Here is a 657-nt window from a genome sequence, read left to right on the forward strand (position 1 = left end):
AGCCAGCCGCCGAAGGTGGGATAGATGATTGGGGTGAAGTCGTAACAAGGTAGCCGTATCGGAAGGTGCGGCTGGATCACCTCCTTTCTAAGGATATTTTCGGAATATCTCCTACGGAGATAACATTAACGTTTTGCGTTCAGTTTTGAAGGTTTATGTAAATAAACAATTCAAAGAGGGCCTATAGCTCAGCTGGTTAGAGCGCACGCCTGATAAGCGTGAGGTCGATGGTTCGAGTCCATTTAGGCCCACCATATTTATTTTAATACCTCTTTAGGGGCCTTAGCTCAGCTGGGAGAGCGCCTGCCTTGCACGCAGGAGGTCAGCGGTTCGATCCCGCTAGGCTCCACCAATAATTTGTTCTTTGAAAACTGGATAAAACGACATTGAAAGTAACAAGTTTTAAATAGATCAAGTAATTGATCGTGTAAGTTCTTAAATCTTATTTCTTTTATGAGATAAGTTGTAACTAACATGAAGATTTCAAGACACGAGTAGGACAAGGAAGCGATTGAGCGATGGAAGGAGCATACTTAAGTACGTGACTGACAGAGTGAATGAAGCTGACGCAGTCATACGATGTGTATTGAAAGCTGAATAGGTTAAGTTATTAAGGGCGCACGGTGGATGCCTTGGCACTAGGAGTCGATGAAGGAC

General features: G+C 44.0%; 2 tRNA genes and 1 rRNA gene. All 3 read left to right on the plus strand.

The annotated features are described in order from the left end of the window. Positions 1-87, plus strand: a 16S ribosomal RNA gene (locus C9J36_RS17045); the annotation flags it as partial. Between the two features lie 90 nt (positions 88-177). Next, positions 178-254 (plus strand) — tRNA-Ile (locus C9J36_RS17050). Between the two features lie 22 nt (positions 255-276). Then, positions 277-352 (plus strand) — tRNA-Ala (locus tag C9J36_RS17055). Positions 353-657 lie beyond the last annotated feature (305 nt).

Origin of the sequence: Metasolibacillus fluoroglycofenilyticus (assembly GCF_003049645.1) — a bacterium.
Lineage (GTDB): Bacteria > Bacillota > Bacilli > Bacillales_A > Planococcaceae > Metasolibacillus > Metasolibacillus fluoroglycofenilyticus.